We start from the raw sequence: 22,662 nt of genomic DNA, 5'->3' as shown, positions 1-22,662 counted from the left end.
GTCATTGGCATGGATGGCCTGGACCGGACCGACTGCAATCTTTTTCGGCGTGATCGCCACGCTTTTGGTGATCTTCACCTTTCTGGGGATCAGATACCCCGAAACGCCACGGCGCGGCATTCTGACGATTGAAACCACACGCGGTGACCGGTTGTTCATCACGCTGCTGGGATCGGCCTTTATCAACGCAGGCTGGCTCGCGATGAGCGGGCAGCCGCAATACTGGGCTTTAGGAATTTGCGCGTTTTACGCCGCAGCGGTGTTCCGCTGGGTGTGACACGCCGCAAGTGAACGCAAGATGCGCCGTAGGAGGTTCGGCAGGTCTTGCAAACGACAACGAAGGTTCAATCCATGGGAGGAATTACACAATGAACCGTATTTTGAAGACATCCACAGCGCTGGCACTTGCGCTATCGGTGACGGGGGGGGCGGCATTCGCCGATATGGACGCCGCCATCGCGTTTCTTGATGAACATATCGGCGATATGTCCGCCCTGACCCGCGAAGAACAGGAAGCAGAAGTGCAATGGTTCATCGACGCGGCAGAGCCCCTGCGCGGCATGTCAATCAATGTCGTCTCCGAGACGATCACGACGCATGAATTTGAATCCAGCATCCTCGCTCCAGCGTTTAGCGCGATCACTGGTATCAACGTCACCCATACCCTGATCGGCGAAGGTGACGTGGTCGAACGTCTGCAGACCCAGTTGCAGACAGGCGAGAACGTGTTCGACATGTACATCAATGATGCAGACCTGATCGGGACGCATTGGCGCTATCAACAGACCCGGAACCTGACCGACTTTATGGAAGGTGACGGTGCAGATTTCACCAACCCCGGTCTGGATCTGGATGATTTCATGGGCACCAGCATGGCGACCGGACCGGATGGCAAGCTGTACCAATTGCCGGTCCAGCAATTCGCCAACCTCTATTGGTTCCGCCACGATTGGTTCACTGATCCTGAAATCATGGCCGCCTTTGAAGAGGAATACGGCTATCCTTTGGGCGTGCCGGTGAACTGGTCCGCCTATGAAGATATCGCCGCCTTCTTTACCGGGCGTGAAATCGACGGCACAACGGTTTATGGCCATATGGATTACGGACGCCGTGACCCAAGCCTTGGCTGGCGTTTCACCGATGCATGGCTGTCGATGGCCGGTGCATCCGACCTTGGGCTGCCCAATGGCGTGCCGGTCGATGAATGGGGTCTACGGGTCAATGAAAACTTTCAGACCGTCGGGTCCTGCATGGCGCGCGGTGGTGCAACCAATAGCCCCGCCGCTGTCTATTCAATCGAAAAATACGTCGATTGGTTGCAGAACTATGCCCCACCCGAAGCCAACGGCATGAACTTTTCGGAATCCGGGCCAGTGCCATCGCAGGGCAACATCGCCCAGCAGATTTTCTGGTACACCACATTCACCGCCGACATGGTCGCCCCTGACCTGCCGGTGATGAACGAGGACGGCACACCGAAATGGCGCATGGCCCCCAGCCCGCACGGCGCCTATTGGCAGGAAGGCATGAAGGTCGGCTATCAGGATGTGGGCTCTGCCACCATTCTGGAATCGACCCCCGTGGACCGTGCGCAGGCCGCATGGCTTTATGCGCAGTTCATTTCGTCCAAGACAGTGGATGTGGCCAAATCCCACTACGGTCTGACCTTCATCCGCGAATCCAGCGTCAACCACGAAAGCTTCACTGAACGCGCGCCGCAACTGGGGGGTCTGGTAGAATTCTACCGCTCGCCGGAGCGGGAATTGTGGACTGACACAGGGTTCAACGTGCCTGACTATCCCCGTCTGGCGCAGCTCTGGTGGCAGAATATCGGTGACGCGTCATCCGGTGCGCGCACTGCTCAGGAAGCCATGGATGCGCTTTGCGCTGAACAAGAGGCGGTGATGGAACGTCTGGGCCGATCCGGCGTGCAGGGCGAATTCGGCCCGGCGCTGAACGAGGAACAGGATGCGGAATACTGGCTGTCGCAGCCCGGCGCACCGTGGCCAGCGCTTGAGGATGAAAAAGGCGAACCGCAGACCATCGCCTATGAAGAACTGATCCGCCGCTGGACGGAATAAGTGAACATCAGGGGCGGCGCGGCTGCCCCTGATGACCCCGCTGGCGAAGTGGCCCACTGGCTGCTTCGCCAGTTTTATGACAGGCTGCCAAGCAAAGCAGAGGAGCGACAAAATGGGTTACATTCTGGCACTGGATCAAGGCACGACATCCAGCCGGGGGATCGTCTTTGGTCCTGACATGAAAATTGTCGCCACCGCACAGGAAGAATTCACCCAGCATTATCCGAAATCCGGCTGGGTCGAACATGACCCCAGCGATCTTTGGGCCTCGACTGCCGCGACCGCGCGTGCCGCGATTGAGAAGGCGGGGTTAAAGGCCAGGGATATCGCCGCCATCGGCATCACCAACCAGCGCGAAACCACAATTGTCTGGGACCGCAAGACCGGCAAGCCCATTCACAATGCGATCGTCTGGCAGGATCGCCGCACCGCCGATTTCTGCGCCAAATTGCGCGATGACGGGCAAGAGGCGATGATCACCGCCCGCACCGGCCTGATCGTCGATCCATACTTTTCGGCGACGAAACTGAAGTATATCCTCGATACCGTGGACGGTGCCCGCGACCGGGCGCGCAAGGGCGAGCTTGCCTTTGGAACCGTCGATAGCTGGCTGATCTGGAACCTGACCGGCGGGCGCAGCCATGTCACCGACGCAACCAATGCCGCGCGCACGATGCTTTATGACATCCATAAGGGCCGGTGGAGCCAGACGATCTGCGATCTGTTCGACATCCCGCGCGATATGCTGCCAGAGGTCAAGGATTGCGCTGCCGATTTCGGGATGACCCGTGCGGATCTGTTCGGTCATGAAATCCCGATCCTTGGCGTGGCGGGGGATCAGCAGGCCGCGACCATCGGGCAGGCCTGTTTTGAACCCGGCATGGTGAAATCCACCTATGGAACCGGTTGTTTCGTTGTTTTGAACACCGGCGATACGCCTGTGACATCGACCAACAAGCTGCTGACCACTATCGCCTATCAACTGGATGGCAAGCCGACCTATGCCTTGGAAGGGTCGATTTTCATCGCCGGCGCCGTGGTGCAATGGCTGCGCGACGGGATCAAGATCATCCGCGCCGCCCCTGAAACCCAGGGACTTGCGGAAACAGCCGACGACAGTCAAGACCTGATCCTTGTCCCCGCCTTCGTGGGCCTTGGCGCGCCCTATTGGGCACCCGAGGCGCGGGGCGCGATCTTTGGCATGACGCGCAATTCCGGCCCTGCGGAATTTGCGCGCGCCGCGCTGGAATCCGTCGGTTATCAGACCCGCGACCTGTTAGAAGCGATGCAGGCCGATTGGTCCCGCGACGCGGCGGAACCGAGCCTGCGCGTTGATGGCGGGATGGCCGCGAATGATTACGCGATGCAATTCCTGTCCGACATCATTGGCGCGCCAGTGGATCGGCCGCAGGTGCTGGAAACCACCGCACTCGGCGCGGCATGGCTGGCAGGGATGCGCGCGGGCGTCTGGCCCGATATGGAAGAATTCGCCACAGGCTGGGCGATTGACCGTCAATTCACGGCCAAGATGGACGAGGATCAGCGCGACAGCCGCTATGCCCGCTGGGGACGTGCCGTCAACGCCGTGCTGGGCGTGTGATGATCACACCTTTCGGCTTTGCCTCGGCGGGGACAATCCGCTTTGGCCGGGGGGTGTTGGCCGAGGCTGCCGCCTTTGCCGCGCCCTACGCCCGCGTCCTGCTGGTCCGTTCGGCATCGGTGGCCGCTGCGGATGGTATGGTGCGTGATCTGCGCAGATCAGGTGCAGTACTAGAATTGATCGCCAAGGGCGAACCCGACCTGCCTGCGATCACCGCGCATCTGGAAACTGCCCGCCCCTTTGCACCCGACCTGATCATCGCCATCGGTGGTGGTGCCGTGATTGATCTGGGCAAAGCACTCGCCGCATTGATCCCCGCTCCCCACGGCGCGCTGCGCTATCTGGAGGTGGTGGGCGAAGGCCAACCGCTGGACAAGGCCCCCCTGCCCTTGGTCGCGATCCCGACGACCGCCGGCACCGGCACAGAAGTCACCCGCAACGCCGTGATCGGCGTGCCGGAGGCCGCGCGCAAGGTCAGCCTGCGTGACCCCCAGCTTTACCCGACATTGGCTTTGATTGACCCTGATCTGTGCCTGTCCTGCCCGTGCGGCGTGATCCTTAGCTCCGGCCTAGATGCCGTTACCCAGGTCATTGAACCCTTCATCAGCAGCCGGGCCAATCCGATAACTGACGCGCTCTGCCGCGATGCGATCCCGCGCGGATTGGCGGCCTTGCGCCGGTTGCTGGACCACGACGACACAGGCGCTTGGGATGATATGGCGCTGACGAGTGTCGTTGGCGGCTTGGCGCTGGCCAATGCGGGATTGGGCGCGGTGCATGGTTTCGCCGGGGTGATCGGCGGGCAGACAGGGGCCGCGCATGGCGCGATCTGCGGGGCGTTGTTGGTGCCTGTGTTGCAGGCGAACCATGCAGCATCCGATGGTGACACTGCCGCGCGGATTACGTGGGTCATCGACCGGATCAGCGATGAATATGGCAGCCTGGCGGATTTCCAGACATGGGCGCGCGATCACGGCTTGCCGCGCTTGCAGGATCTTGGGGTCACGCCCGACACGCCCGACACGCATGACCAGATTGCCGGCGATGCGCGCAATGCTTCATCCTACAAAGCCAATCCTGTCGATCTGGACATGCCCGCCTTGCTGGATATCCTTGCCAAAGCGTAATTCCCAAAGATTATTGCCCTTCGCGCCGCTTTGCCCGATATTCCCCACAGCAAGAGAGGACCCGGCATGAAACGGATCACGATGACGCTGGATGATGATCTGCTGGCCGCAGTCGATGCGCATATGGATGCATCCGGTGCCACCAACAGGTCAGAGGCGATCCGCGATCTGGTCGCCCGCGCGCTGACACCTGCCGCCCCCGCCGATGCGGCCTGTCTGGGCGTGGTCAGCTATACGGTCGATCCCGATATGCGCGATCTGGCGCGGAAAATCCCGCAGGTGCGGCAGGATAATCACGACCGTTTCACCGCCGCCTTATCGGTGCCAGTGGATCATTCCACCTCGGTCGAGGTCGCGGTGCTGAAAGGCAGCGTTGCCGAGGTCGAAGCCATCGCCAATGCGCTGTTCCTTGAACGCGGTGTGCGGCATGGCCGTCTGGCCTTGGTGCCTTTGATGGTTGATGACGCGCCACATGCGCATGGCAATGGCGCGCCGCATCATCATGCGAAAGTGGTCAATCGGTTTCAATAGCCCGCGGATCAAGCCGCCCGGCGACAAGGGCCGAGATCGCGACCATCAGCGTGGCCGTGCCCAGCATCAGCCCCAGACCGCCCGCCTGATAGGTCAGGCCGGACAGAAGCGTCCCCAACAGACGCCCCGCCGCATTGGCCATGTAATAGAACCCGACATCCATCGTGACCCGCTCAGCCTTACTGAACGACAGGATCAGATAGGAATGCAGCGCCGAATTGATCGCGAAGATCGCGCCGAATACCAACAACCCTACGACCAACGTGATCGTCAACCATAGCTGCGGCCCGGTTGAAAGCAGCGCCGCCGATGTCAGGATAGCTGGCACTGCCGCCAGCGCCCAGGCCCATTGTCGGGCAGCGCTGATCAATTCACCCGCTGGCCGTGTCGTGGCGCGCAGCACCTTGGGGGCCGATGCCTGCACCGCGCCGTAAAGGATGATCCAGACCGCCATAAAGGTGCCGATCATGAAAAACGCATTGCGGTTGCCCGCGACGCTGCCATCGGACAGCACGGCGTAGAAATAGATCGGGATGCCGACAACGAACCAGATATCGCGCGCGCCGAACAGGAAGACGCGCGCGGCGCTGAGCCAATTGACGTTATGGGATTTGGAGATGATTTCCGAAAACTTCGCGCCCTTGCGCCCTTTTGGCAGGCCCGATGGCATGAAGATCAGCACCGCAATCAGGATCACGCTCAGCGCCGCCGCCATCACCAGCACCGCCCCGACAAAGCCGATGGTGGCGAGCATGCCCGCGCCGAGCAGAAAACCCAGACCTTTGACCGCATTCTTTGACCCGGTCAGCAAGGCGACCCAGCGGAACAGCCCCGCCTGCCCGTCCGGCGCGATCAGTTTGACCGCGGATTTGGAGGCCATCTTGGCCAGATCCTTGGCCACGCCGCTGGCGCCCTGCACCAGCATGACAAAGACGACAGAGGCCCCAATCGCCCAGGTCGGATCAAGCTGTGCGAGCGCCAGCAAGGCCACGACCTGCAAGCCAAGCCCGGCATAGAGCGTGATCGTCAGACCAAATCGGGCCGCGATCCACCCGGCACAAAGGTTGGTGACGATCCCCGCGATCTCATACAGCACGAAAAGATAGGCGAGTTGCACCGGCGAAAAGCCCAAAGTGTGGAAATGCAGCAGCACCAGCATCCGCAAGGCACCATCGGTCAGCATGAAGGCCCAATAGGATGCGGTGACAGCGATATAGGCGCTGCGCCCTTCGGGTTTGCTAGTGTCGGTCAAAGCGCGGCCCCGACCATTAATGCCACATCGACGAGGCGATGCGCATAACCCATTTCATTGTCATACCAGACATAGATTTTGACCTGCGTGCCATTCACCACCATGGTCGATGGCGCATCGACGATGCCCGACCTTGTGTCATTGGTGTAATCGGCAGACACTAAAGGCCGTTCTTCATAGCCAAGGATGCCTTTGAGCGGGCCATCGGCGGCCGCTTTCAGCAGGGCGTTCACCTCTTCCACGGTCGTTTCACGCTCCATCTCGAACACGCAATCGGTCAGCGAGGCGTTCAGCAGCGGAATGCGGACGGCATGGCCGTTCAGCTTACCCTTCAATTCAGGGTAAATCAGTGTGATCGCCGTCGCGCTGCCCGTCGTCGTCGGGATCATCGAATTCAGCGCGGATCGCGCGCGGCGCAGATCCTTCGCCGGGCGGTCCACGATCGTCTGGGTATTGGTCACATTATGCAAAGTGGTGATCGACCCATGTTTGATCCCGATCCCGTCCAGCATGACCTTGACCACCGGGGCGAGGCAATTGGTGGTGCAGGAAGCGGCGGTGATGATCTGATGAACCGCTGGATCATAGGCATCATTATTGACGCCATAGACGATATTGGCCGTCGGCCCGTCCTTGACCGGGGCGGAGACGACGACCTTTTTCACACCAGCGGCGAAATAGGGGGCCAGCTTGGCTTCTGTCTTGAACACGCCGGTGCAGTCGATGACCACATCGACGCCGTCCAATGGCAGCGCGCCAAGGTCCTTGGTGCCGATGAATGGCAGCCGCGTGCCGTTGATCGTCACGCTCTCTGCATCATGGGCGAAACTGGCATCCCAGCGCCCATGCACAGTGTCGAATTCCAGCAGATGCGCATGCATCGCGGGATCACCCACGCCATCATTGATCCAGGCAATCTGCGCGCCTTTGTCCAAAAGCGGTTTCAGCGCCAGTTTCCCGATCCGGCCAAGGCCGTTGATGGCGTAGGTGGTCATCAGTTCAATTCCTCTTTGCTGCGGCCGATATCATCGACGGCTTTTTGCAGCGACATCCGGTCCAAGGTGGTCAGCGGCAGGGCGGTGAACAATTTGATCCGGTTGTGCAGCGCGCCGTAAGCCCGCTGAAACGCGAGGCTTTTTTCAGCATCTGTGCCTGTCGCCTTGACCGGGTCAGGCATGCCCCAATGGGCGCTGACCGGCTGACCGGACCAGGCGGGGCATTCTTCATTCGCGGCCTGATCGCAGACGGTGAAAACGAAATCAAACTTCGGCGCATCGGGGCCGGTGAAAACGCTGACGTTCTTGGATTCCAGCACGGCAGTGTCATGGCCTTTCTGGCGCAGGACTTCGAGCGCGAAAGGGTTCAGTTCCGAGCGCGGCACAGTGCCCGCGGAATAGGCGGTGAAACGGTCGCCCGCTTCCTTGCGCAGGATCGATTCGGCAAAGATCGAGCGGGCGGAATTGCCGGTGCAGATGAACAGCACATTATAGGTGGTCTGGGTCATGGGTCTGTTTCCAAGAAGCGCTGGCGCGCAAAGGTCGGGCCTGCCCCGACAGCAATCGTTGAAGAGGTCATCAAAAACCTGCCTGACCGCATCCATAGCGATGCTATATTGCAGTGATGTGGCAATCCGGTGCTGGCTGACCAGCCCGGCTTGCACCAGCGCCGACAGATAGGCCGACAGGGTCGATGGTTTGATATCGAGTGCTGTGGCAAGCTCCCCTGCCGCCACTTGGTCCGGGTAGCGCCGCATCAGCAGCCGAAACACGGCAAGCCGCTGCGGATGGCCGAGCGTCGTCAGCCGTGAGGTGATATCAGTTTCCATATTTCACGAATATCCGAAATATAGATTCGGACAACCGGGTTTTCGCTGTTTTACAAAAACTTCACAGGCGGGATCAGAACACCCGCTGCCCCGCCACATAGCTTTGCTGCACCATCGCAGTATCATCCAGCATCGCGAAAGCCACCAGATCGGCGCGCTGCCCGATCGCGATCTGGCCACGATCCGTCAGCCCTGCGGCCTTTGCCGGTGCAGAGGTCACCGTCGCAATCCCGCGCGACAGATTATCCCAGATCAGCCCCAGCCGGACCGCTGCCAGCAGCAAGGCGGCAGGCACGTAGTCCGATGACATGATATCGAGCCGGTCGGCCTGTGCCAGATCAAGTGCTGCCACATTGCCCGAATGCGACCCGCCCCGGATCAGGTTCGGCGCGCCCATGATCACCGCGATATTCTGCGCATGACAGGCATCGGCGGCTTCCAGTGTCGTGGGAAATTCGGCAAGACGGACACCATGGGCGTGGCTGGTCGCGACTTGGTCGGCGGTTGTGTCGTCATGGCTGGCGAGCACCGCACCCAATCTTTGGGCGGCAGCGACGGTGGCGGCTTCATGTGCTGTGCCGAATTGCCGCTGCAAGCCGTAGAGGAAATCCACATAGCCCGCGAACTCCGCCTCGCTGAGGTTGTTCTTGCCGCGCACATAACCTTCGAATTTCGCGATATCGCTGAACTGGCGTTGCCCCGGCGTGTGATCCATCATCGAAATAATGCCGATCCGGTCGTCGGTGCTGAATTCGTCCAGTTCTTCGGTCAGCGTTTCGGAACAAATCTCAGCCCGCAGGTGCAGGTGGTGGCTGATCCGCAGCGCACCTGCCGCGCGCATCGCAAGGATCTCATCCGCCATCTGACGCGCATATTTGCCATAACGCTTGCCACCGCCCGATGTGATCGACCCGACCCGGATCGCATCGAAAACGGTGGTAATCCCACACCCCGCCAGTTCCCGGTCATGCGCCATGATCGCGGCGCGGTAGGGCCAATCGACCTTGGGCCTTGGCGACAGATGCCGTTCGAGGTTGTCGGTGTGCAATTCCACCAGACCGGGGGCGAGGTAGGCGCCGTCCAGATCGATGGCACTATTCGGCACACCAGCGCCGGTGTCGATATCTGCGATCAGGCCGTCTTTGATGTGCAGCGATCCGGTGATCACCTCATCGCCAAGGATCAGGCGGGCGTTGGCAAGAATAATCGGGTCTGTCATGGCTGTGTCACGATGCTTTGGCTAAAGGTGGGATATGTTCGAAAGATTTGCAATTTTCTATACGCCGACCGGCGCGTTGGCTGATTTTGGTGCCGCATGGCTCGGCTGGGACAATGCCAGCGGGCGGTTCGTGCCGCATCCGGATGTGCCGGGCGTTGATGTCGCCACTGTGACGGCGACGCCGCGCAAATACGGCATACATGGGACGTTGAAAGCGCCGTTCCGGCTGTCCGCCGATACCGGCCCGGTCAAGCTGCAACAGGCCGTCGCGGATTTCGCGAAACGCCATGCCGCCGTCGCTATCGGGCATCTGCAACTGGCGCATCACCACGGCTTTGTCGCGCTTCGCCCCGCAGGCGACCCGCCTGCCTTGCGCGATCTGGCAAGCGCGATTGTCACCGAGCTTGACGAGCATCGCGCGCCTTTGACAGACGCCGATGTTGCAAGGCGCAGGCAAGCGCCCCTGACCCTGCGGCAGGACCGGCAGATGCTGGACTGGGGCTATCCTTATATCTTTGACGATTTTCATTTCCATCTGACGCTGAGCGGGTCGCTGCCCGAAGCGGAGGGCGCGCGGGTTGTCGCCACCTTGCAGCCGATGCTCGACCCGATCATCGCTGAACCTTGGCTGATCGACGGCGTGACCTTGATGGGGCAGGATGCGGCGGGGATGTTTCACCAGATCCATCGTTACGCCTTGACCGGGTAAAGCTGGGTCAGGATGCGTTGCACGGTCACATCCAAATAACCGGAATTGTCGATGTTTATGGCGGTGATCCCCTCTGGCAGGGCATAATCGGCGCGCTCTAACCTGCGGGCGATATCATCGGCAGTTTCGCGACCCCGCGCGGCAAGGCGTGCTGCCAGAACGTCAATGTCAGCGGTCAATTGGATCACCATAAAGGGATCAAACTGCGCTTTCGCCGCAGGCAAGGCGGCGCGGGACAGGTTGGCGAGCAGATCGCGGCCTGCGGCCAGATCATCCACCACCGTTGCGGGAATGGCGTAATGCAAGCCATGCGCGGGCCATGTCAGGGCGAAATCGCCCTGTGCCGCGCGGGCGTGAAATTCATCCGGCGTGACGCCATCGAAATCCTCCCCCCCCGCATCGCCGGGCCTTGTGATCACCCGGCGCACCAAGGCAAGGCGCGGATCGCGGGCGGCAAGGGCTTCCATCACGGAATCCTTGCCCACGCCAGAGGGGCCAACAATGGCGATGAACCGCCCGCTCATGCCGCGAGACCGGGGGTAAAGTGGGTCACATCGACCTGCCGGTCGCAGATTTCATCGCGTGCGGCATGGTCGTGAAAAATCCCGATGATCGCGGCGCCGCGCGCCTTGGCCTCATTGATCATGCCCAACACCACAGCGCGATTGGTCGGGTCAAGGCTGGCCGTCGGTTCATCGAGCAAGAGCGCCGGATAGGGAAAGGCAAAGCCGCGCGCGATATTCACCCGCTGTTGTTCGCCGCCCGAAAATGTCGTGGGGCTGAGGCCCCAGAGCCGTTCGGGGATATTCAGCCGCGCCAGTAGTTCCGCCGCCTGCGCGCGGGCATCCTCCTGCCCGGTGCCGGTCAGCAGCAAAGGTTCGGCAACAACATCCAGCGTCGGCACCCGTGGCACGACACGCAGGAACTGGCTGACATAGCCCAACGTGCGGCGGCGCAAAGCAATCACCTCGCGCGGGGCGGCCTGTGCGACATCGACGTCGCCGACCATGATCCGGCCCGCGGCGGTCAGGTAATTGCCGTAGATCATCCGCATCAGCGTGGATTTTCCCGACCCCGAGGCACCGACCAGCGCCACACATTCGCCCTTGGCGACATGCAAGCTCGCCCCCGCCATCACCGGGATCGTGGTGCCGCCCTGATTATGCAGGACGAAATTCTTCGATACATTTTCAACAGAGATCATTTCACACCTGCAAGACAGAGGACACAAGAAGCTGGGTATAGCCATGCTGCGGATCGTCCAGCACCTGATCGGTCAGGCCGGTTTCCACGACATGGCCATCTTTCATCACCATCAGCCGGTCGGCAAGCAAGCGCACGACGGCCAGATCATGGGTGACGATAATGGCGCTGAGGCCCATATCGCGCACCAGATTGCGCAGAAGGTCCAGCAACCGCGCCTGCACGGAGACATCAAGGCCGCCGGTCGGTTCATCCATGAACACCAGCCTTGGCCCGGTGACCAGATTGCGCGCGATCTGCAATCGTTGCTGCATCCCGCCGGAAAAGGCGGTGGGGCGGTCGTCGATCCGGTCAGGCGTGATCTCAACCCGGCCCAGCCAGTCGATCGCGCTGCTGCGGATATCGCCGTAGTGGCGCGCATTCACCGCCATCAGCCTTTCGCCCACGTTGCCGCCCGCGCTGACATTCATCCGCAACCCGTCGCGGGCATGTTGATGGACAAAGGCCCAATCGGTGCGGCCGAGCATCCGGCGTTCGGGTTCGGACATGGTGACCGTGTCGCGCAAACCGTCTGTGCGTGTGTCGAACCTGACAGCGCCGCGATCAGGCGGCAGATGACCGGCGAGGCAATTCAGCAAGGTGGATTTGCCCGATCCGCTTTCGCCGACGATGCCCATCACCTCACCGGGGTAAAGATCGAAACTGACATCAGTGCAGCCGATCCGGGCGCCATAGAATTTGGCAAGGTTTTCAACCTGTAACAGGGGTGTCATGCCGCATCCTCCACGCGGGTCGCGCAATAATCGGTGTCGGAACAGATGAACATCCGCCCGCCTGCGTCATCGGTGATCAGCTCGTCCAGATAGCTGGTGGTCGATCCGCAGATGGCGCAGGCGTGATCGGCCTTGCTGGGCGTGAACGGGTAATCGTCGAAATCCAGACTGACGACTTTCGTATAGGGCGGCAGCGCATAGATCCGCTGTTCGCGGCCCGCGCCGAACAATTGGATCGCGGCCATTTCCAGTTTCGGATTGTCGAATTTCGGGATCGGGGATGGGTCCATGACATATCGCCCCTCGATCTTGACCGGATAGGCATAGGCGGTGGCGATAGCGCCGTGCTGGCTGATATCCTCATAGAGTTTCACATGCATCAGCCCGTAATCCTCCAGCGCATGCATCTTGCGGGTTTCCACCTCGGAGGGTTCGAGAAATCGCAAAGGTTCCGGGATCGGGACCTGATAGACGATGATCTGATCGCTGCGCAAAGCCTGTTCGGGGATGCGGTGCCGGGTCTGGATGACGCTGGCATCACCAGTCTTTTCGGTCACGGCGACACCTGCGGTTTTCTGGAAGAACCGGCGGATCGATACGGCGTTGGTGGTGTCATCGGCCCCTTGGTCGATGACTTTCAGCGTATCATCGGGTGTCAGCACGGCGGCAGAGACCTGCACCCCGCCGGTACCCCAGCCATAAGGCATCGGCATTTCACGGCTGGCGAAAGGCACCTGATAGCCGGGGATGGCGAGCCCTTTCAGGATCGCGCGGCGGATCATCCGTTTGGTCTGTTCATCCAGATAGGCGAAGTTGTAATCGGTCATTCTGCGGCCTCCTGCAGGACGTCATGGCGGAGTTTGCGGATCAGTTCCAGTTCTGACTGGAAATCCACATAATGTGGCAATTTGATATGTTCGAGGAATCCTGTCGCCTGAATGTTGTCAGAATGATAAAGCACGAATTCCTCATCCTGCGCGGGCGCGCCCATATTATCCTCGCCCAGTTCTTTCCAGCGCAGGGCGCGGTCGACCAAGGCCATGGAAATCGCCTTGCGTTCGGTCATGCCGAAGACGAGGCCATAACCCCGCGTGAATTGCGGCGGCTGGGTTTTGGAGCCTTGGAATTGGTTCACGGTTTCGCATTCGGTCAGGGTGATCTCGCCAATCTCGATGGCAAACCCCAGTTCGGGGATCTCCATTTCCACCGCCACCGTGCCGATCCGCAGTTCGGCGACAAAGGCATGGTTGCGGGCATAGCCGCGCTGGGTGGAATAGGCCATGCCGAGGGTGAACCCTTCATCCGCGCGGGTCAGGGCTTGCAAGCGCAAGGCGCGACTGGCGGGCAGTTCAAGGGGCGCGCGCGTCAGGTCAGGCGGCACATCAGCACCCGCCGGTTCGGGCTGGATCAGGTTTTCGCGGTCCAGAAAGCCCATGATATGCGGCGTCGGGCCTTGCAGGGGTGCGGATTCTGCCACCTGCCCTGCCTCACCATCGGCGGCGAGTTTGAAATCCAGCAGGCGGTGGGAGTAGTCAAAAGTCGGCCCAAGGACCTGCCCGCCCGGCACGTCTTTGAACGTGGCCGAGACGCGGCGGTCGCAGGCCATATTGGCCGTTTCCACCGGCAGCGATCCACCGAAACGCGGCAAGGTGGTGCGGTAGGCGCGGATCAGAAAGATCGCCTCGATCAGATCACCGCGCGCTTGTTTGATCGCAAGTGCGGCAAGGTCGGGGTCGTAAAGCGAGCCTTCGGCCATGACGCGATTAACGGCAAGCGCCATCTGTTCTCGGATTTGCGCGGTGGTGAGTTCCGGCACGGACAGATCACCGCGCCGTTCCTCGGCCAGCCAGGCATGGGCATTGTCGATGGCGCGTTCGCCACCTTTCACGGCAACATACATCAGCCGATCCTCGTGCTGCGCGGCAGGCCGGCCAGCCGGTCGCCGCAGGTGAAGATGAAATCAAGACCCAGTGGGAACAGGGCATTGTTGCGCTGGAAAGCGGCGGTGTCGGGTAAGGATAGCTGCGCCTGATCCTTGATCCCCGGTCCGCGCAGAATGGTGCCTGTATCGGTCAGCTCCGGCAGTTCGACGATCAAGGTGGCGGAGCGGTCAGGATATTCCGCATTGCCAAGCGGGAAATCAATGAGCGGCAGATCATTCCAAGCCCCCAGCGCAAATTGCGCCTGATCCGCCGTCACAAAAGGCGCGCCACAGTGAAAGGTGATCCAGTCGCGTAAAGCGGGGCTGTCAATGCCCGCGCCCAGAAACAGCGGCGTTTCAGGATCGCAGAGCGTCAGCAGGGCAACCCCGGCAGCGACGGAGAGTGGCGCTGGCGGCATCGCCCCCGTGACCGTCTGGATCGTGCCGGGCTGCGCCATCGCATTCATGATTGCGCGAAAGGCGATTGCGGCATCGACGGGCGGGGCGGCAAAACCGCCATCAAGCAATTGGTTTTCCATCAATCTTCTCCCCGCACCAATGTGAAGAAATCAACTTTGGTCGCGGCGGCCTTGGCGGCCCGCGCATTTTTGCGCTGCGCCATGCTGTCGCGCAATGGCGTCAAGACGGCCTGTTCCACCTGCCCCGCTGCGTCAGTCTGCATCAGCGCATCGATCAGCGCGGCTTGCAGCGCGTGATCCTTGCCACGGCCCTGCACATAACCGTGGCCGACGATTCCATCGGACAGTTGCACAGAGGCGCGCGTGACCGACATCTCGCCCAGATTGAAGGCAGCACCCACAGCCCCGGCGCGGCCACGCACCATGACGGCGCCAATCTCTGGCGCGCGCAGGACTTTATGCGCGGGGGTAAGGCCGAGGCGCTGCCAAAGCGCGGCCAGATCACCGGGCGGTGCCTTGGCCAGCAGGCCCAGCCAGGCCTTGCGCGCGGTTTCGGGGGGATTTGTCGCCTGCATCTAGACACCTGCTCGGATTTACTATACAACTAGACAAATAATAGACGAGTCGCCCTGCCCTGCCAATCCCCGCTATTGTGAAGTTTCCATGACATGACTCCGCGCACCCCGATCTGGAAAGCCATCGCCGATGTCATTCGTGATGAGATCGCCGAACATCTGCACAGGCCGGGAGATAAACTGCCGACGGAAAGCGCCCTTGCCACCCGCTTTGGCGTCAACCGCCATACCGTGCGGCAGGCGCTGGCGGCTTTGACCGAAGAAGGCTTGCTGCGGCCAAGGCGCGGTGCGGGCGTTTTCGTCACCGCCACGCCGACCGATTACCCGATTGGCCAGCGCGTGCGGTTTCACCAGAACCTGCGTGCCGCAGGGCGCAGCCCAGCCAAAAAATTGCTGGCGCTGGAGACCCGTGCCGCGAGCAATGCTGAACGCACGGCGCTGGGGATCAGCGAAGGCCCAGTGCATGTCTATGAAGGTCTGTCGCTTGCTGACGGACAAGTGATCGCGCTGTTCCGCTCGGTCTTTCCGGCCGCGCGGTTTGCTGATTTGCCGGATCATCTGCGCAAGGACCCATCCGTCACTGCCGCCCTGCGCGCTTGCGGTGTGGCCGATTATACCCGCGCCAGCACAAGGATCACAGCAAAACTGGCCAGCGCGACACAGGCCTTGCATCTGCAGATCACGGAAGGTGGGCCGATCCTGCGCACCAGCAGCATCAACGTGGATGTAGAAGGCATCCCGGTCGAGGCCGGTCTGACATGGTTTGCAGGCGACAAAGTCACCCTCACGCTGGCCGAGGATTGAAACGTCACACCCGTGACACAGAAACAGATTATCAAGGCAAAAACCTATCAGATTGAGCAGTCCCCATGACACGCAGGCAAAAGCTGCGCCTTGTCGGCGCAGACATTCTTATCGACGACGCTTTGGCGCAAAGTGATCTTTGGGTCGCGGGTCCGCTTTTGGCAGATCAGGCCAGTGGCAGTGATCAACTCGTCGATCTGTCGGGTTACATGGTGCTGCCCGGCATCATCGATCTGCATGGCGATGCTTTTGAACGACACCTTGCCCCCCGCCCCTCAGCGCCGTTTCCGGCGGCAATCGGCCTGCAATCGCTGGACCGCGATGCGGCCTCAAGCGGTGTCACCACGGCGTGGATGGCACAAAGCTGGTCCTGGGAAGGCGGATCGCGGGGCCCTGAATTCGCGGTGCAATTCATGCGCGACCTTGCGACCTACCGTCCCCGCGCGCTGACCGATCTGCGGATACAGCTGCGCTGTGAGACTTTCACGGTTGATACTGCAGATCAACTGATCGCCGCAGTGCGTGAACACGGCATCGATTATGTGATCTTCAACGATCATTTGGGCGAAGCGCTTGATATGATCAAGACTGACCCTGAACATCTGTCCGTCTGGGGAAAACGGTCCGGGCGCGATCTGGCCAGCTTTATCCGGCACTTGCATGAAACCAAGGCGCTGGCCCCCCGCGTACCGCGCTATCTATGCAATCTGGCGGCAGCCTTTGACGAATTGGGCGTCAAATACGGCAGCCACGATGATCATGATGCGGCCACCCGCGATTACTATGGCATGATCGGCGCGCGGGTCTGCGAATTTCCGACCCGGCATGCGCCCGCCAGCGTGGCCAAGGCCAATGGCGATCCGGTGCTGATGGGCGCGCCCAATGTCGTGCGCGGCGGGTCGCAATCGGGCAATATCGCGGCGAGTGATCTGATCCGCAGCGGGCTTTGTGATGCTTTGGTGTCGGATTATCATTACCCGTCGCTGGCCAATGCGGCCTTTACGCTGGTCGATAAAGGCATCCTGCCTTTCGCGCAGGCCTGGGCGATGATTTCCAGCAATCCGGCCCGGATCATGGGGCTGAGCGACCGTGGCGTGATCGCGCCCGGACGCCGCGCCGATCTGGTGATCTGCAATGCGCAGACGCGCGAGATTGAAGGGACAATGGCGGCGGGCCGCTGGTCGCATCTATGTGGTGATCTGGCCGAAAGGATCAGCGCCAGCCCGGCGCGTCTGGCCCATGCGGCCGAGTGATCAGGCGTAACGGTCGAGGAAATCTTCGGCGCTGAGCTTGCGGAAATCATCCAGTGCTGCGCGCAACCGTTCATGCGGCCAGTCCCACCATGCCAGATCCATCATTCGCGTGGCGATGCTATCGCTCAACCGCGCGCGCAGTGGCACCGCAGGAATACCGGCGACGATCATATAGGGGGCGACATCCTTGGTCACGATGGCCCCGCCCGCGATGACAGCACCATGGCCGATCGTCACCTCGGGCCGGACCTGCGCGCCATGGCCGAACCATGTGTCATGGCCGATGGTTACGCGCCGCGACCGGCGATGCGCAAACCAGTCTGCATCGTCAGTTGCATCGTCAAAGTAGTCGCCTGACCGATAGTGAAAGTGATGCAGGCTCGCCTTGTCCAACGGGTGGTCGGTGGCACCGATCCGCACGAAACTGGCGATATTGGCAAATTTTCCCACGGTGGTATTGGCAATGTCGGCGAAACGGTCGCAATAGCTGTAATCGCCGATATGGGAATGTGCGATCCGGCTGCCCTGCCCGATTTTGACATAGGCACCGAATGTCGCATCGGTAATTGCACAATCCGTTTCGATGACAGGCGCATCAGCCGATAACCTTGCCATCAATGCCCGCCATCATCGCCCTTGATCAGCTTGCGCCGCAGCCAGCCGGACAGGGTATCCATCACCATCACCATGACCAGTATCAAGACGATGTAATAGGTCACCTTTTCCCAATCATTCTGGGTCTGGATCGCCTGCGTGAGGAACAGACCAATGCCGCCGCCGGTGATCGCGCCGATAATCGTCGCACTGCGGGTATTGGATTCGAAGTAATAGAGGATCTGGCTGAGCAGCACAGGCGTCACCTGCGGAATGACCCCGAAACGGTAGCGCTGGATCGGCCGCGCACCGGTGGATTCCAGCCCTTCGATCTGCTTTTCATCGACGTTTTCGAGCGCTTCGGAAAAGCTTTTGCCAAAGCTGCCGGTATCGGTGACAAGGATCGCGAGCGCGCCGGTCAAAGGGCCAGGGCCAAAAGCACGGCTGAGGATGATCGTCCAGATCAAGCCATCCACACCGCGGACAAAGTCGAACACCCGGCGCACAGCAAAGCGCAGTGCGACGACTGGCGCGAAATTCTTGGCGGCGAGGAAAGCCAGCGGCAAGGCGATGATTGCCGCGCCAAAGGTGCCAAGGAAGGCCATCAGCACGGTTTCCCAAAGCGCCCAAGCCACATCCGCATGACGCCACAACCCGTTGCCCCAGAAATCCTGCCAAGCGCCGACGACATTGCTGCGCGACGCGTCCAGTTGCGGGCCGGTCAACAATTGAAAGAAACCGACATCATGATAGGGGCTGGCAAGGGTAAACCAGAACATTTCCCAGCCAAAGGAATAGCGGAAAATCTCGGTCTTTGATCTTGTATAGCTCAGCCGCCCGGCATCGGTGGTGATCGCAACGCGGGTGTCAGAGGCATTCACCCAATCCGGCGCAGGCTCTGGCAGGTTGGTCACGACGACATCATCGACCAATTGCAATGTGATCGTCGGGTAATCCGGCAGCTCATAGGTGACCAAAGTGTCATCGAGAAAGGTCACGACATGACCTTCACCCAGATCGACCACCATATTATTGCCATCCGGTGTAACCCAATCGGGGCTGGTGCCATCGGCATATGTGCCTGCGCGCGCACCTTCGACCGCGAAGGTCAGTTCATTGCGGCGGTTGTCGCGGGTCACATGGGTCTTATAGCTGTAACTATCGGCAACAAGCGTGCGGGCATTATCCATCCGGGCACGCTCGGCCAGTCCGGCCACATCGAAGCTGATGAAGATATAGGTCAGGTAAATCAGGATCACGGCAGGCACGGCCAAAGCCACGAATTTCTTGCGACCAAAGATTTTGACCGTCTGTTCGCGCAGATCGCCGTCGGTGCTGAGCATGGTCATACCTGGTTCCCCTTCACCAGTTTGTTGCGGTAGTAGCTGGACAGCTGGTCGAAAAAGACGATGGTCAGGAACAGCAGCACGAAGATTGCAGCGGCAAGATCGAAACGCCCGGTGCCGAATGTCATCGCATTGCGCAATTCATAACCGATACCGCCCGCCCCCACGAAGCCAAGGATGGCCGAGGCGCGGATATTGATCTCGAACCGCATCAAAGTGTAGCTGAGGTAATTGGGTGCCACCTGTGGCAGAACACCCAATAGCATGCGTTGCGACCAGTTCGCCCCGACCGAGGCGAGACCTTCGACAGGTTTCAGATCAGCGTTTTCGGCAACTTCGGAAAACAATTTACCCAAGGCGCCTGCGGTATGGATGGCAATCGCGATCATCGCCGGGATCGGCCCACCGCCAAGAATAAAGATCAGCACCAGCGCAATGACGATTTCTGGGAAGGCACGCATGATATCCATCATGCGGCGGAACAGCGGGATCAGCCGGGGCCATTTGGCCAGCCCACGTGTCGACAAAAGCGACAATGTCAGGCCAAGCAAAGCCCCGACAAGTGTCGAAACGGCAGCGATATTGATCGTTTCCAGCAAGGCCGGAAAGAAATTCAACAGATTGGCGGGCATCCGGTCGATCTTTTCCCAAGCCTCACGCACGACGCCTGCGGGAAAGTCAAAGACCTGTGACAAACCATCCCAGAACCCACCGGCGCTGCGCGCATCGACGGTGTTAAAGCCGGTGACCATCAGCAGCACGAAGATTGCCAGCAAAATGCCGCCGTAGGCGCGTTTGCGGCGGGTCATCGCCATGTAATTGTCGCGCGTGGTTTGCGTATCCAATGATCTGGATGCGGATAGTTCTGCCATGGCCCTGCCTTGTCACGAAAAAAGGCGGGCCCGGCTGATGCCGGACCCGCGCTCTATTTTTGATCGCTTAGTTGTTGATCTCGGCCATACGCATCTGGATGATGGTCTCGTAGGCTTCGTGCGCGACAGGTGTGAAACCAGCGGTTTCACCGGCAGCAACGCCGTAAGCACATTCCGGATCGGTTTCATGCAGGTTCATCATCAGATCGATGACGGTCTGTTTGACATCTTCTGGGATCGCCTTGCGCATCACAATCGGGCCTTCGGCAATCGGACGCGAACGCCAGATTTCAACCAGATCGTTCATATCGACCAGACCGGTATCGGCAGCCTTGCGCAGTGCGCCGGAGTTATAGCCGTCTTCCCAGTCACCCTGACCATCGGCCCAGGTCACACCCGCATCAACGTCGCCGTTGACCACAGCAACGATGGTCTGCTCGTGACCACCGGTGAACACGACTTCACCAAAGTAATCGCCGGATTCCATGGTGCCACCAGTGGCTTCTGGAATTTCGACCGATGGGATCAGATAGCCGGAACCGGAGTTCGGATCACCAAAACCGAATTTCTTGCCCTGCATGTCTTCCAGCGAGGTGATGCCGCTGTCTGCGCGGGCAAAACCGATGGAATAATAGGTGTAAGAACCGTCGAGGTTGGTTTTGACCAGAATGGGTTCAATCGCCTCTGGATCGTCAACATAGACGCCAGCATAGGCCGATGGCCCAAGCCATGCGAGGTCAAGTGTCGCGCCCAGCAGGCCCTGCATAACGCCGTTGTAGTCAGCAGGCGTGAACATGCGCACAGGCACGCCCAAAGCTTCTTCGATGTAAGTGGCGAGGCACTGGTTGGACGCCAGACGGTCCTGTGCGTTTTCGCCGCCCAGAATGCCGATGCGGAATTCGGTGATGGCATCTTGCGCGAAGGCCGGGGCCACCAGCGCGGATGTCATCAGAGCAGTTGCGATGATCTTTTTCATATCAGTCTCTCTCTTGGGTAAAATGCGCCCGCGTTGCGGCGGACGCGGGGGAAAAGGGATTAAAGTGCCGTCACTTTCGCCATCATTTCGGCGGCAGCGGCGCTTTGTTCAATTTCGGTCGATGTCGTCGCTTCGGAGAAGCTGTCATCGGCGCCATAGATGTCGCGCGCGACACCTGTGGTCAGTTGTTCGGGTGTGCCGTCAAACACGATCCGCCCGTCGCGCATGCCGATCACGCGGTCACAATAGCGGCGCGCGGTGTCGAGCGTGTGCAGGTTGGCGATGACCATGCGCCCGTCTTCTTCGTGGATGTCGCGCAGGGCCTGCATGACGACCTGTGCGTTCATCGGGTCGAGCGAGGCGATGGGTTCATCCGCAAGAATGATACGGGGGTCCTGCATCAAGGCGCGGGCAATGGCGACGCGCTGTTGCTGGCCACCGGACAACGCCTCTGCCCGCTTTGGTGCATGGGCTGCCATGCCGAGCCGATCGAGAATATCGATGGCGCGGTGGATGTCTTCGTTGGGGTAAAGGTTGAACATCGTCGCAAAGGTCGATTGCCGGTTCAAGGTGCCGTGCAGCACGTTGGATACCACATCCATACGTGGGACAAGGTTGAATTGCTGAAAGATCATCGCGCATTGCGATTGCCAGCTGCGCTTGGCCGCACCGCGCAGGGCTGTCACATCCAAACCGTCAAAGGTGATCTTACCCGAGGTCGAATCCGACAGCCGGTTCAGGATCCGCAGCAGCGTGGATTTACCAGCACCGGACCGTCCGATGATCCCGATCATCATCGGTTTATCAACGGTGAAGCTCGCGGCGTTGACCGCCGTATTCGCCCCGAATGTTTTCGTCACTTTGTCAAATGTCAGCATGTTCAGCCCTCTTGTCGGGCCGATCACTAGGTCGTGTGCGTTTCACATTTGTGTTGGTTCCGTGAACCTTTTGTAAACAGCAATTAAGCGCGGGCGAGTGTCCAATTCGACATTGCGGGCAGTATTGTATCTACCAGCGCCTGAAACCCCGCGACGATGGTCACTGGGTTGTCATTTGCGACCTGCACGGACTGGCTGAACCTTTGCGTGCCGATCACCCGTTGGTCGCGGTCATCCAGCACGGTCAGTGTGATATCGATAGCGGCGGTAAAGCTGCCGTCAGCGCCGACCGAGACATCGAAGGCATCAATCCGCGTCAGCAAGGCAGAATCGGGGACCGGCCCGCCATCGCTGCGCCCGACATAGCCGATCCGTCCGGTGGCCGAGATGCTTCGCACCAACAAAGATTGCACCACGCGGGGCAATTCATCAGGCCAACGCGCCTGCGGCAGATAGGTGATCGCAACGGCATTGGGCCGGATCATAATCCGGTCGGTGCTGAGCGTTGCCGATGCATCAGGCAGGGCCAGCAACAAGGTGCGGCTTGTCTGCCGCCCTGCTGTGCTGCCTGCGGGCGGGATCAGGTCATAGGTATCCAGCGGCGATGCGGCGGAATTCAGCGCGGAAACAGCACCGCAGCCCCCCAGGGCGACAGCACCCCCCAGCAGGGCAACACGGCGGGTCAGTTGGATGGGGGTCATGAT

At 60.4% G+C, this 22,662-nt stretch carries 25 protein-coding genes; 8 read left to right on the top strand and 17 right to left on the bottom strand.

Features of this window, described 5'->3' with window-relative positions; translation table 11 throughout:
• Positions 1–4 precede the first annotated feature (4 nt).
• From VOY09_RS00840 to nikR, 5 genes are all read left to right on the top strand, one after another.
• Positions 5–277, top strand: a complete 273-nt coding sequence (locus VOY09_RS00840; protein ID WP_322892958.1) for a DUF2160 domain-containing protein — start codon at positions 5–7, stop codon at positions 275–277.
• Positions 278–368: 91 nt separating this feature from the next.
• Positions 369–2,081 (top strand): ABC transporter substrate-binding protein, encoded by a 1,713-nt coding sequence (locus tag VOY09_RS00835; RefSeq protein WP_322892779.1) that lies wholly within the window; start codon positions 369–371, stop codon positions 2,079–2,081.
• Positions 2,082–2,193: 112 nt separating this feature from the next.
• Positions 2,194–3,681 (top strand): glycerol kinase GlpK, encoded by a 1,488-nt coding sequence (glpK, locus tag VOY09_RS00830; RefSeq protein WP_322892780.1) that lies wholly within the window; start codon positions 2,194–2,196, stop codon positions 3,679–3,681.
• On the top strand, positions 3,681–4,808 hold the full coding sequence (locus tag VOY09_RS00825) for an iron-containing alcohol dehydrogenase (RefSeq protein ID WP_322892781.1): 1,128 nt from the start codon (positions 3,681–3,683) through the stop codon (positions 4,806–4,808). The genes glpK and VOY09_RS00825 overlap by 1 nt, the downstream gene beginning before the upstream one ends.
• A gap of 66 nt (positions 4,809–4,874) precedes the next feature.
• Positions 4,875–5,339 (top strand): nickel-responsive transcriptional regulator NikR, encoded by a 465-nt coding sequence (gene nikR / locus VOY09_RS00820; protein WP_322892782.1) that lies wholly within the window; start codon positions 4,875–4,877, stop codon positions 5,337–5,339.
• Here the strand turns inward: nikR and arsJ are convergent.
• The 4 genes from arsJ to VOY09_RS00800 all read right to left on the bottom strand — a co-directional run bounded on the left by arsJ (position 5,323) and on the right by VOY09_RS00800 (position 9,635).
• Positions 5,323–6,591, bottom strand: coding sequence for an organoarsenical effux MFS transporter ArsJ (arsJ, locus tag VOY09_RS00815; RefSeq protein ID WP_322892783.1), 1,269 nt, complete (start codon positions 6,589–6,591; stop codon positions 5,323–5,325). The genes nikR and arsJ overlap by 17 nt on opposite strands.
• The gene (locus VOY09_RS00810) at positions 6,588–7,586 is read right to left on the bottom strand and encodes an ArsJ-associated glyceraldehyde-3-phosphate dehydrogenase (RefSeq protein ID WP_322892784.1); all 999 of its coding nucleotides are present in this window, start codon (positions 7,584–7,586) and stop codon (positions 6,588–6,590) included. The genes arsJ and VOY09_RS00810 overlap by 4 nt, the downstream gene beginning before the upstream one ends.
• On the bottom strand, positions 7,586–8,416 hold the full coding sequence (locus tag VOY09_RS00805) for a helix-turn-helix domain-containing protein (protein ID WP_322892785.1): 831 nt from the start codon (positions 8,414–8,416) through the stop codon (positions 7,586–7,588). The genes VOY09_RS00810 and VOY09_RS00805 overlap by 1 nt, the downstream gene beginning before the upstream one ends.
• A gap of 73 nt (positions 8,417–8,489) precedes the next feature.
• Positions 8,490–9,635 (bottom strand): alpha-D-ribose 1-methylphosphonate 5-triphosphate diphosphatase, encoded by a 1,146-nt coding sequence (locus VOY09_RS00800; RefSeq protein ID WP_322892786.1) that lies wholly within the window; start codon positions 9,633–9,635, stop codon positions 8,490–8,492.
• 34 nt (positions 9,636–9,669) lie between these two features.
• On the opposite strand from VOY09_RS00800, the gene VOY09_RS00795 reads away from it, so the two are divergent.
• Complete coding sequence (locus tag VOY09_RS00795; protein WP_322892787.1) at positions 9,670–10,344, top strand: DUF1045 domain-containing protein; 675 nt, start codon at positions 9,670–9,672, stop codon at positions 10,342–10,344.
• Here the strand turns inward: VOY09_RS00795 and phnN are convergent.
• From phnN to phnG, 7 genes are read right to left on the bottom strand one after another with little or no spacing between them, the layout of a single operon-like run.
• Positions 10,326–10,868: a phosphonate metabolism protein/1,5-bisphosphokinase (PRPP-forming) PhnN gene (gene phnN / locus VOY09_RS00790; protein ID WP_322892788.1), complete on the bottom strand. Its 543-nt coding sequence runs from the start codon at positions 10,866–10,868 to the stop codon at positions 10,326–10,328. The genes VOY09_RS00795 and phnN overlap by 19 nt on opposite strands.
• Positions 10,865–11,548 (bottom strand): phosphonate C-P lyase system protein PhnL, encoded by a 684-nt coding sequence (phnL, locus tag VOY09_RS00785; protein WP_322892789.1) that lies wholly within the window; start codon positions 11,546–11,548, stop codon positions 10,865–10,867. Before phnL ends, phnN begins: the two co-directional genes overlap by 4 nt.
• 1 nt (position 11,549) lies before the next feature.
• Positions 11,550–12,320 (bottom strand): phosphonate C-P lyase system protein PhnK, encoded by a 771-nt coding sequence (phnK, locus tag VOY09_RS00780; RefSeq protein ID WP_322892790.1) that lies wholly within the window; start codon positions 12,318–12,320, stop codon positions 11,550–11,552.
• A complete protein-coding gene (locus VOY09_RS00775; RefSeq protein WP_322892791.1) occupies positions 12,317–13,147 on the bottom strand; it encodes an alpha-D-ribose 1-methylphosphonate 5-phosphate C-P-lyase PhnJ in 831 nt (276 codons plus the stop codon). The genes phnK and VOY09_RS00775 overlap by 4 nt, the downstream gene beginning before the upstream one ends.
• On the bottom strand, positions 13,144–14,220 hold the full coding sequence (locus tag VOY09_RS00770; RefSeq protein WP_322892792.1) for a carbon-phosphorus lyase complex subunit PhnI: 1,077 nt from the start codon (positions 14,218–14,220) through the stop codon (positions 13,144–13,146). Before VOY09_RS00770 ends, VOY09_RS00775 begins: the two co-directional genes overlap by 4 nt.
• On the bottom strand, positions 14,220–14,780 hold the full coding sequence (gene phnH, locus VOY09_RS00765; RefSeq protein WP_322892793.1) for a phosphonate C-P lyase system protein PhnH: 561 nt from the start codon (positions 14,778–14,780) through the stop codon (positions 14,220–14,222). The genes VOY09_RS00770 and phnH overlap by 1 nt, the downstream gene beginning before the upstream one ends.
• Entirely contained in the window at positions 14,780–15,235 is a 456-nt protein-coding gene (phnG, locus tag VOY09_RS00760; protein WP_322892794.1) for a phosphonate C-P lyase system protein PhnG, read from the bottom strand. Before phnG ends, phnH begins: the two co-directional genes overlap by 1 nt.
• 93 nt (positions 15,236–15,328) lie before the next feature.
• Between phnG and phnF the strand changes: the two genes are divergently transcribed.
• Complete coding sequence (phnF, locus tag VOY09_RS00755) at positions 15,329–16,039, top strand: phosphonate metabolism transcriptional regulator PhnF (RefSeq protein WP_322892795.1); 711 nt, start codon at positions 15,329–15,331, stop codon at positions 16,037–16,039.
• A 65-nt stretch (positions 16,040–16,104) separates the two neighbouring features.
• Positions 16,105–17,292 carry an alpha-D-ribose 1-methylphosphonate 5-triphosphate diphosphatase gene (locus VOY09_RS00750; RefSeq protein ID WP_322892796.1) on the top strand — a complete coding sequence of 396 codons (1,188 nt, stop codon included), beginning with the start codon at positions 16,105–16,107 and terminating at the stop codon, positions 17,290–17,292.
• Here VOY09_RS00750 and VOY09_RS00745 read toward each other — a convergent pair whose 3' ends face one another.
• The 6 genes from VOY09_RS00745 to VOY09_RS00720 form a co-directional block, all read right to left on the bottom strand.
• Positions 17,293–17,907: a chloramphenicol acetyltransferase gene (locus VOY09_RS00745; protein WP_322892797.1), complete on the bottom strand. Its 615-nt coding sequence runs from the start codon at positions 17,905–17,907 to the stop codon at positions 17,293–17,295. It lies immediately after the preceding gene.
• Positions 17,907–19,235 carry a phosphonate ABC transporter, permease protein PhnE gene (phnE, locus tag VOY09_RS00740; protein ID WP_322892798.1) on the bottom strand — a complete coding sequence of 443 codons (1,329 nt, stop codon included), beginning with the start codon at positions 19,233–19,235 and terminating at the stop codon, positions 17,907–17,909. Before phnE (VOY09_RS00740) ends, VOY09_RS00745 begins: the two co-directional genes overlap by 1 nt.
• Complete coding sequence (gene phnE / locus VOY09_RS00735) at positions 19,232–20,104, bottom strand: phosphonate ABC transporter, permease protein PhnE (protein ID WP_322892799.1); 873 nt, start codon at positions 20,102–20,104, stop codon at positions 19,232–19,234. Before phnE (VOY09_RS00735) ends, phnE (VOY09_RS00740) begins: the two co-directional genes overlap by 4 nt.
• 67 nt (positions 20,105–20,171) lie before the next feature.
• Complete coding sequence (gene phnD, locus VOY09_RS00730; protein ID WP_322892800.1) at positions 20,172–21,080, bottom strand: phosphonate ABC transporter substrate-binding protein; 909 nt, start codon at positions 21,078–21,080, stop codon at positions 20,172–20,174.
• Between the two features lie 59 nt (positions 21,081–21,139).
• Positions 21,140–21,958, bottom strand: coding sequence for a phosphonate ABC transporter ATP-binding protein (gene phnC, locus VOY09_RS00725; protein WP_322892801.1), 819 nt, complete (start codon positions 21,956–21,958; stop codon positions 21,140–21,142).
• 83 nt (positions 21,959–22,041) lie between these two features.
• Positions 22,042–22,659 (bottom strand): ABC-type transport auxiliary lipoprotein family protein, encoded by a 618-nt coding sequence (locus tag VOY09_RS00720; protein WP_322892802.1) that lies wholly within the window; start codon positions 22,657–22,659, stop codon positions 22,042–22,044.
• Between the last annotated feature and the right edge of the window lie 3 nt (positions 22,660–22,662).

The organism is Yoonia sp. 67-2 (assembly GCF_035117555.1).
GTDB lineage: Bacteria > Pseudomonadota > Alphaproteobacteria > Rhodobacterales > Rhodobacteraceae > Yoonia.
The sequence above is the reverse complement of the archived record's forward strand: the minus strand, read 5'-3'. Positions and strand labels throughout refer to the sequence as shown.

Bases quoted from the DNA above. Each gene is read 5' to 3' on its own strand.
- nikR (WP_322892782.1), top strand. From the start codon at position 4,875: ATGAAACGGATCACGATGACGCTGGATGATGATCTGCTGGCCGCAGTC.
- phnE (WP_322892799.1), bottom strand. From the start codon at position 20,104: ATGGCAGAACTATCCGCATCCAGATCATTGGATACGCAAACCACGCGC.
- phnN (WP_322892788.1), bottom strand. From the start codon at position 10,868: ATGAGCGGGCGGTTCATCGCCATTGTTGGCCCCTCTGGCGTGGGCAAG.
- phnE (WP_322892798.1), bottom strand. From the start codon at position 19,235: ATGACCATGCTCAGCACCGACGGCGATCTGCGCGAACAGACGGTCAAA.
- VOY09_RS00825 (WP_322892781.1), top strand. From the start codon at position 3,681: ATGATCACACCTTTCGGCTTTGCCTCGGCGGGGACAATCCGCTTTGGC.
- phnC (WP_322892801.1), bottom strand. From the start codon at position 21,958: ATGCTGACATTTGACAAAGTGACGAAAACATTCGGGGCGAATACGGCG.
- VOY09_RS00805 (WP_322892785.1), bottom strand. From the start codon at position 8,416: ATGGAAACTGATATCACCTCACGGCTGACGACGCTCGGCCATCCGCAG.
- phnG (WP_322892794.1), bottom strand. From the start codon at position 15,235: ATGCAGGCGACAAATCCCCCCGAAACCGCGCGCAAGGCCTGGCTGGGC.
- phnK (WP_322892790.1), bottom strand. From the start codon at position 12,320: ATGACACCCCTGTTACAGGTTGAAAACCTTGCCAAATTCTATGGCGCC.
- VOY09_RS00720 (WP_322892802.1), bottom strand. From the start codon at position 22,659: ATGACCCCCATCCAACTGACCCGCCGTGTTGCCCTGCTGGGGGGTGCT.
- phnF (WP_322892795.1), top strand. From the start codon at position 15,329: ATGACTCCGCGCACCCCGATCTGGAAAGCCATCGCCGATGTCATTCGT.
- VOY09_RS00750 (WP_322892796.1), top strand. From the start codon at position 16,105: ATGACACGCAGGCAAAAGCTGCGCCTTGTCGGCGCAGACATTCTTATC.
- phnH (WP_322892793.1), bottom strand. From the start codon at position 14,780: ATGGAAAACCAATTGCTTGATGGCGGTTTTGCCGCCCCGCCCGTCGAT.
- VOY09_RS00745 (WP_322892797.1), bottom strand. From the start codon at position 17,907: ATGGCAAGGTTATCGGCTGATGCGCCTGTCATCGAAACGGATTGTGCA.
- VOY09_RS00800 (WP_322892786.1), bottom strand. From the start codon at position 9,635: ATGACAGACCCGATTATTCTTGCCAACGCCCGCCTGATCCTTGGCGAT.
- glpK (WP_322892780.1), top strand. From the start codon at position 2,194: ATGGGTTACATTCTGGCACTGGATCAAGGCACGACATCCAGCCGGGGG.
- VOY09_RS00795 (WP_322892787.1), top strand. From the start codon at position 9,670: ATGTTCGAAAGATTTGCAATTTTCTATACGCCGACCGGCGCGTTGGCT.
- phnD (WP_322892800.1), bottom strand. From the start codon at position 21,080: ATGAAAAAGATCATCGCAACTGCTCTGATGACATCCGCGCTGGTGGCC.
- VOY09_RS00770 (WP_322892792.1), bottom strand. From the start codon at position 14,220: ATGTATGTTGCCGTGAAAGGTGGCGAACGCGCCATCGACAATGCCCAT.
- VOY09_RS00835 (WP_322892779.1), top strand. From the start codon at position 369: ATGAACCGTATTTTGAAGACATCCACAGCGCTGGCACTTGCGCTATCG.
- phnL (WP_322892789.1), bottom strand. From the start codon at position 11,548: ATGATCTCTGTTGAAAATGTATCGAAGAATTTCGTCCTGCATAATCAG.
- VOY09_RS00810 (WP_322892784.1), bottom strand. From the start codon at position 7,586: ATGACCACCTACGCCATCAACGGCCTTGGCCGGATCGGGAAACTGGCG.
- VOY09_RS00775 (WP_322892791.1), bottom strand. From the start codon at position 13,147: ATGACCGATTACAACTTCGCCTATCTGGATGAACAGACCAAACGGATG.